Source organism: Hirschia sp., assembly GCF_058892565.1.
In genome coordinates this window covers 129,820-136,031 of record NZ_JBZXVU010000017.1, presented here as the reverse complement: position 1 = coordinate 136,031, position 6,212 = coordinate 129,820, and the positions used below count along the sequence as shown (strand labels likewise).

The 6,212-nt window shown below is 46.7% G+C and carries 3 protein-coding genes; all 3 read left to right on the top strand.

The features are described from left to right. Positions 1-114 precede the first annotated feature (114 nt). A complete protein-coding gene (gene mutS / locus AC5EF3_RS07475; protein ID WP_493547578.1) occupies positions 115-2,772 on the top strand; it encodes a DNA mismatch repair protein MutS in 2,658 nt (885 codons plus the stop codon). A 50-nt stretch (positions 2,773-2,822) separates the two neighbouring features. After that, positions 2,823-5,654 (top strand): [protein-PII] uridylyltransferase, encoded by a 2,832-nt coding sequence (locus tag AC5EF3_RS07470; RefSeq protein ID WP_493547577.1) that lies wholly within the window; start codon positions 2,823-2,825, stop codon positions 5,652-5,654. A gap of 7 nt (positions 5,655-5,661) precedes the next feature. Beyond that, a partial coding sequence (locus AC5EF3_RS07465; protein WP_493547576.1) for a lipid II flippase MurJ occupies positions 5,662-6,212 on the top strand: 551 nt, incomplete at its 3' end.

Sequence of the window (6,212 nt, the reverse complement as noted above, 5' to 3'; positions counted from 1 at the left end):
GGAGTCATTCTGCTGTGAATAAAATGGGTTTAGTAACCCACCAATGTGATAAAATGCAATTTCGATGGTTTGTCACCCTTGCGGTGCAATTTAGTCTGGCTAGTGTGCACGCCCATGTCAAAATCACCATCCCCTTTTTTGCTCCAATATCTAGAGATTAAAGAACGTCATAAGGACGCGCTATTATTTTTTAGAATGGGAGATTTTTATGAGCTCTTCTTTGAAGACGCGCAGATCGCGGCCGAAGCCCTAGATATCACACTTACGGCTAGAGGGCAGCATTCTGGCGAGCCTATTCCAATGGCGGGCGTGCCATTTCACGCGGCTGAAGGCTATCTGGCTAAATTGATCCGCTCCGGCCATTGTGTGGCGGTTTGCGAGCAGCTGGAGACACCAGAAGAAGCAAAAAAACGTGGTTCAAAGAGTGTCGTGAACCGTGATGTGGTACGAATTGTCACACCGGGGACTTTGACAGAAGATTCTCTTTTAGATGCGCGTTCTTCGAATATTCTTGCGGCAATAGGTGTTTCAGCTGGGGGAATTGAGGGAGGTATTGCTTTAGCAGATGTCTCAACAGGGCGGTTTGAGGTGTTTGAGACAGCGCCGGAAGCGTTTGGAGAGGTCTTGGCTTCTCTGGCACCAAAAGAGTTGTTGATGAGCGATAGCGTAATGGCGCGGCCGCTGATTTCAAATATGCTAGAAAGTTTAAAAACAGCAGTGACACCTCGCCCGGGTGCCAAAGCGGATAAAGCATCTGGAGAGCGACAATTAAAAGATACATTGGGTGTGAAATCACTTGATGCTTTTGGCAGTTTTTCCAATGCAGAATTGTCTGCCTGTGCATTGCTGTTGGATTATCTTCATCTGACACAAGCAGGAGAAACGCCGCGTCTTGATCCGCCAAAGCGGCATTTAAGCTCTAGTTTTATGGCGATTGATCCAGCGACGAGATCTAGTTTGGAAATTGATGTGTCAGCGCAGGGAAGCCGAAAAGGATCGTTGCTATCGACGATTGATTGCACGATCACAGCACCGGGTGCGCGACGTTTGGCAGATAATTTGTCACGACCTCTTATCGACTTAGTGTCGATAAATTGTCGACTTGATGCAGTAAGTTTGTTTGTTTCGGATAGAGATTTACGTGAAGAAGTGCGTAATGCGTTGCGAGATAGTGCAGATATTGAACGCGCACGTATGCGATTGCAATTGGGGCGGGGTGGTCCCAAAGATTTGCGTGCTTTAGCGCTAGGATTAAAATCGGGTGCCCGCGCAGCGCGATTGCTAAAGTCAGGCATTGCGGGTTTGCCATCCTTACTTGATGAAGCTTGCATTGTTTTAGATTTAGAGCAGCAAGAAGAATTAGCTGCTTTTGCACAGACACTGGAAACAGCGATAAAAGAAGATTCTCCTGTGTTGGCGCGTGATGGAGGTTTCATCGCCACAGGATATGATCCTTCACTGGATGAAGTGCGTTCATTGCGAGATGATAGCCGAAAAATCATCGCTGGATTACAAGCTGATTATGCCGAAAAAACCGGTATTCCGAGTTTGAAAATTCGTCATAATAAAGTTTTGGGATATTTTATTGATGTGACGACGCGCAATGCATCTGCGATGCAAAATGGTCCACATGCTTCTGACTTTATCCATCGTCAAACATTAGCATCTGCAATGCGTTTTACCACAACCGAACTTGGTGATTTAGATGGCCGCATTGCGCGGGCAGAAGAAGAGGGCAAAGCGCGTGAAATGGAAATTTTCAATGCGCTGGTTTTGGAAGCAGAAATCTTATCATCAAAATTGAGAGCGGCTGCTGATGCATTGGCGGCGATTGATGTTGCGGCTGGTCTGGCGCAGTGGGCTGAAGACAATCGCGCAATTCGCCCGCAATTGAATAATAGCACTCAGTTTAATGCTGTAGGCGCGCGTCATCCAGTTGTGGAGGCATCGCTTAGAAAAGCAGGCGATGGTTTTACCGCGAATGATTGTTGTTTGGATGCAAGTGGCGGTGATACGGCGCGATTGATGATGATTACAGGGCCAAACATGGCCGGTAAATCAACTTATCTGAGGCAGAATGCTTTGCTAGCGATAATGGCGCAAGCTGGTTGTTTTGTGCCAGCACAGAAATTTGAGTTGGGATTGGTTGATCGTGTGTTTTCGCGTGTGGGTGCGTCTGATGATCTTTCGCGGGGGCGGTCTACCTTTATGGTCGAAATGATTGAAACGGCAGCGATATTAAACCAAGCCGGGCCCAAAGCGTTTGTTATACTCGATGAAGTCGGGCGGGGAACAGCAACATATGATGGTTTGGCGATTGCTTGGGCGGCGGTTGAGCATTTACACGAAAAAAACAAATGTCGCGCTTTGTTTGCGACCCATTATCACGAATTAACTGACCTTGCTGAAAAGCTAAGCCATGCGGGGAATGCGTCTCTTCGCGCAAAGGATTGGCAAGGTGATCTGGTCTTTTTGCACGATGTTAAACCCGGACCGGCAGATCGGTCCTATGGTGTGCAAGTTGCTAAGCTTGCAGGAATGCCAAGAGATGCGGTGAAACGGGCAGAAGAGGTTTTGTCACGTTTGGAAGGTGAAGCCCAAAAAGGCGGGTTCCAATTGGATGATTTACCGCTATTTGCAGCTGTCGCTGAACCTGCACCAAACCTTGTGCCAAGTGAAGTTGAAAAAATGCTAGTCGATGTCGATGTGGACGGTATTACGCCGCGCGAGGCATTGGAAATATTGTACGCAATGAAACAAAAATTGTCCTAATCAAGAATTTGTTTCTATTCGTATTGTCAGATTAGCGCTAGGAAGTCTGGATGACAGAATTAAGCCCGACACAAAAAACCGTACAGCGTCGCTCCAAACCGGGGGCATGGCGCATCTCAGATATTATTGATTCCAGAAATTTACGTGTGCAGTTAACGGCTGCACATATGGATCATGCGAATGATCGTACAAAAGCACGCCAACGCGTGATTGATCTGTTGCATGGTGCGTTATTCCGTGGACGGATGATTGCACAAGAGCGTCTAGAAGCAGGCGCAGATGGTCTGGATACAGCGAACCTTTTATCGGCTGTTATGGATGAAGTGCTTCACGCTTTATATGATTATACTACCGTACATGTCATTCGGGCGAACAATCCGACGATGGGCGAACGTATGGCCGTTATGGCTGTGGGCGGGTATGGGCGCTGTGCGTTAGCTCCATCATCAGATGTCGATCTGCTATTTGTACGCACATATAAGCAAACAGCTTGGGCTGAAAGTGTGATTGAATTCATGCTCTATGCTTTGTGGGATTTGGGGCTGAAGGTAGGACATGCATTTCGAACGATCGACGAATGTATCCGGCTTTCTAAAGAAGATTACACAATACGCACAGCAATTCTCGATAAGCGTTTGTTATTTGGAGATAAAGACGTCGCCAAAGAATTAGATGATCGTTTTGAAAAAGATATTGTTGAAGGGCGTGCTGCAGAATTTGTACAAGCTAAACTAGAAGAGCGTGATCGTCGTGTGTCTCGCGAGGGAAGTTCGAGATTTCGCGTGGAGCCGAACGTCAAAGAAAGCAAGGGTGGATTGAGAGATCTGCAGACTTTGTTCTGGTTGGCGAAATACATTCATGGTGGTTCTAACTTTAACGGCGTATTGAAAAACCATGTTTTTTCAAAATCTGATGCAGCAATATTTCGCCGTGAAGCGCGCTTTTTGTGGACTGTCAGATGCCATTTGCATTATGTCGCGGGTCGCGCTGAAGATAGATTAAGTTTTGACCTTCAGCCCGAAATTGCGTCTCGCATGGGCTTTGTTGACAAGGCCGGCATGAGCGGTGTTGAACGCTTTATGAAACGCTATTTTCTTGCGGCAAAAGAAGTGGGAGCGCTTACGCGTATATTGTGCGCAAAGCTGGAAGCTATTGAACAAAAGAAGCCTTCAGGTCTTTTGCGATTTATGCCCGCACCGGTGCCAAAATTACTTGATGACAAGCGGTTTGTACTCGACGCGGGGCGTGTGTCGTATGCGAGCGCTGACGCTGTGAAGGATGACCCCTTGAATTTGTTTCGATTATTCAAGGTCGCGGATAAAGGCGGATATGATATTCATCCAAACGCAATTGCAAACGCGCGAGAAAATCTCAAAGAATTGAAAGTGTCTTATCGCAAAGATCCTGAAGCTCAAGAATTGTTTATTGATGTTGTGACTTCGAAACATCATCCCGGAACAACACTGAAAATCATGAATGAAACAGGTGTTTTAGGTCATTTCCTACCAGAATTTGGTCGGATTGTTGGTCAGACGCAATTCAATATGTACCATCATTATACTGTGGATGAGCATACTATTCGTGCCGTTGAGGCGATGAATGATATTGAACGCCATGTACTTGTCAGTGAACATCCATTGGCGACGGAAATCTTTCCTAAAGTGCAGCATCGACGTGCTTTATACCTTGCAATGCTTTTGCATGATACAGGGAAAGGGCAAGGTGATCAGCAGATTGAAGGTGCCAAAACGGCGCGTGGAGCCTGTTTGCGATTGGGCATGGAGCCGGAAGAGGCTGAGCTTGTGGCATGGCTGGTCGGAAACCACCTCGAAATGAGTGACACCGCGCAAAGGCGGGATATTTCTGATCCTAGGACTGTGTCTACATTCGCGAAAAAAGTTGGTACTGTAGAACGGTTGCGTCTTCTTTTGATACTGACTGTTTGTGATATTCGCGCCGTTGGTCCAGGCGTTTGGAATAGTTGGAAAGGCCAATTGCTGAGGGAATTGTATTACGCCACCGAAGCTGCACTTCGTGGTGGACGGGCAGATGAAGTGTCTGTGCAGGCGCAAATTGCCAAAAGGGCGACCCTTGGACGTGAAGCTTTGTTTGAAAAGATTGGAAAGCTGCCAGCTTCTTTTGAAAATCTGGAAGATGCTTACTGGATTTCTTTTGAGACAGATGTACAAGCTTGGCATGCTGAAACGATAACAACATCTGGGGGTGAGACGATATCTGCCGCCAGAATAGAAAAAGAATTAAGTGCCACTCAAGTTCTTGTTTTTGCTGATGATCGTGCGCGTTTATATGCGGATTTGTGTAAAGTACTTACGAGCGCAGGGGCAGATATTTTATCGGCACGCTTATTCTCTACTGGCAATGATAAAGTGCTGGATGTTTTTGAAATTCAAACCAGTTCGGGGGAGCCTTTTTGTGAAGGTGATCCAGAGCGATTGAAGTTTCTTACGACTGCATTACAAGCGGTGGCTGCTGGTGAAAAACCTGAGCATGAATTGGTGGATGATAATTTTAAGGCCTCTCGTCGCCAAGCCGCGTTTATCGTCGAGCCAGTTGTTTCAATTGATAAAAAAGCATCTGATAATGCTATTGTGCTTGAGTTATCTGGTCGCAACCGACAAGGCCTGATGCAAGAAATAGCAAATGTTTTTGTTAATCAGGGCTTGTCCATTCAATCGGCTCACGCCGAAAGTTATGGAATGCTTGTGCATGATGTTTTCTATGTTGAGGCTCAGGGTGAAGGTGTCCTTGATGAAGCATTGCTGACAAAAGAATTGTTGGAAGTCTTGCGTCGCGGTGATTTAGAGGCTCCAAGAACACCAGCGCGAGCCTTGAAGCGCGCGAAGACTTCAGAAAACAGATAGGCCTGATATGAGCTTAGCCCGCAATGTCTTTGTCCAATCAAGTTTGACATTTGGAAGCAGAATTCTGGGCTTTATTCGTGAGGCCGTGATTTTTGCAAAATTGGGGGCAGGCCCGCTTACAGATGCCTATTTAACAGCGCAGCAATTTCCCAACCTGTTTCGGCGCTTGTTAGCTGAAGGAGCGTTCGCGCAGGCATTTGTTCCTTTATATACGCGTTCGCAGGCAGAAGAGGGGGATGAAGTCGCGACACGGATGGCGACAGAAACGCTCTCCATGTTGTTTACGGTGACAATAATTTTATCACTTATTGCCCAGTTTTGTATGCCGTGGATTATGATGGTCTTACAGGCTGGGTATCGTAATGATCCTGACATATTCAACCTGTCTATTTTACTCACTCAGATAACAATGCCCTATCTGGCGGGTATGGCGCTTTCGGCCTTGTTTGCGGGTGTGTTGAACGCGGCTGGTCGGTTTGTGCTATCGGCAGCCGCGCCGACTTTGATGAATATCTGTTTGTTGATCGCTGCCTTCAGTTTTAATGAGCCCAGAATGGT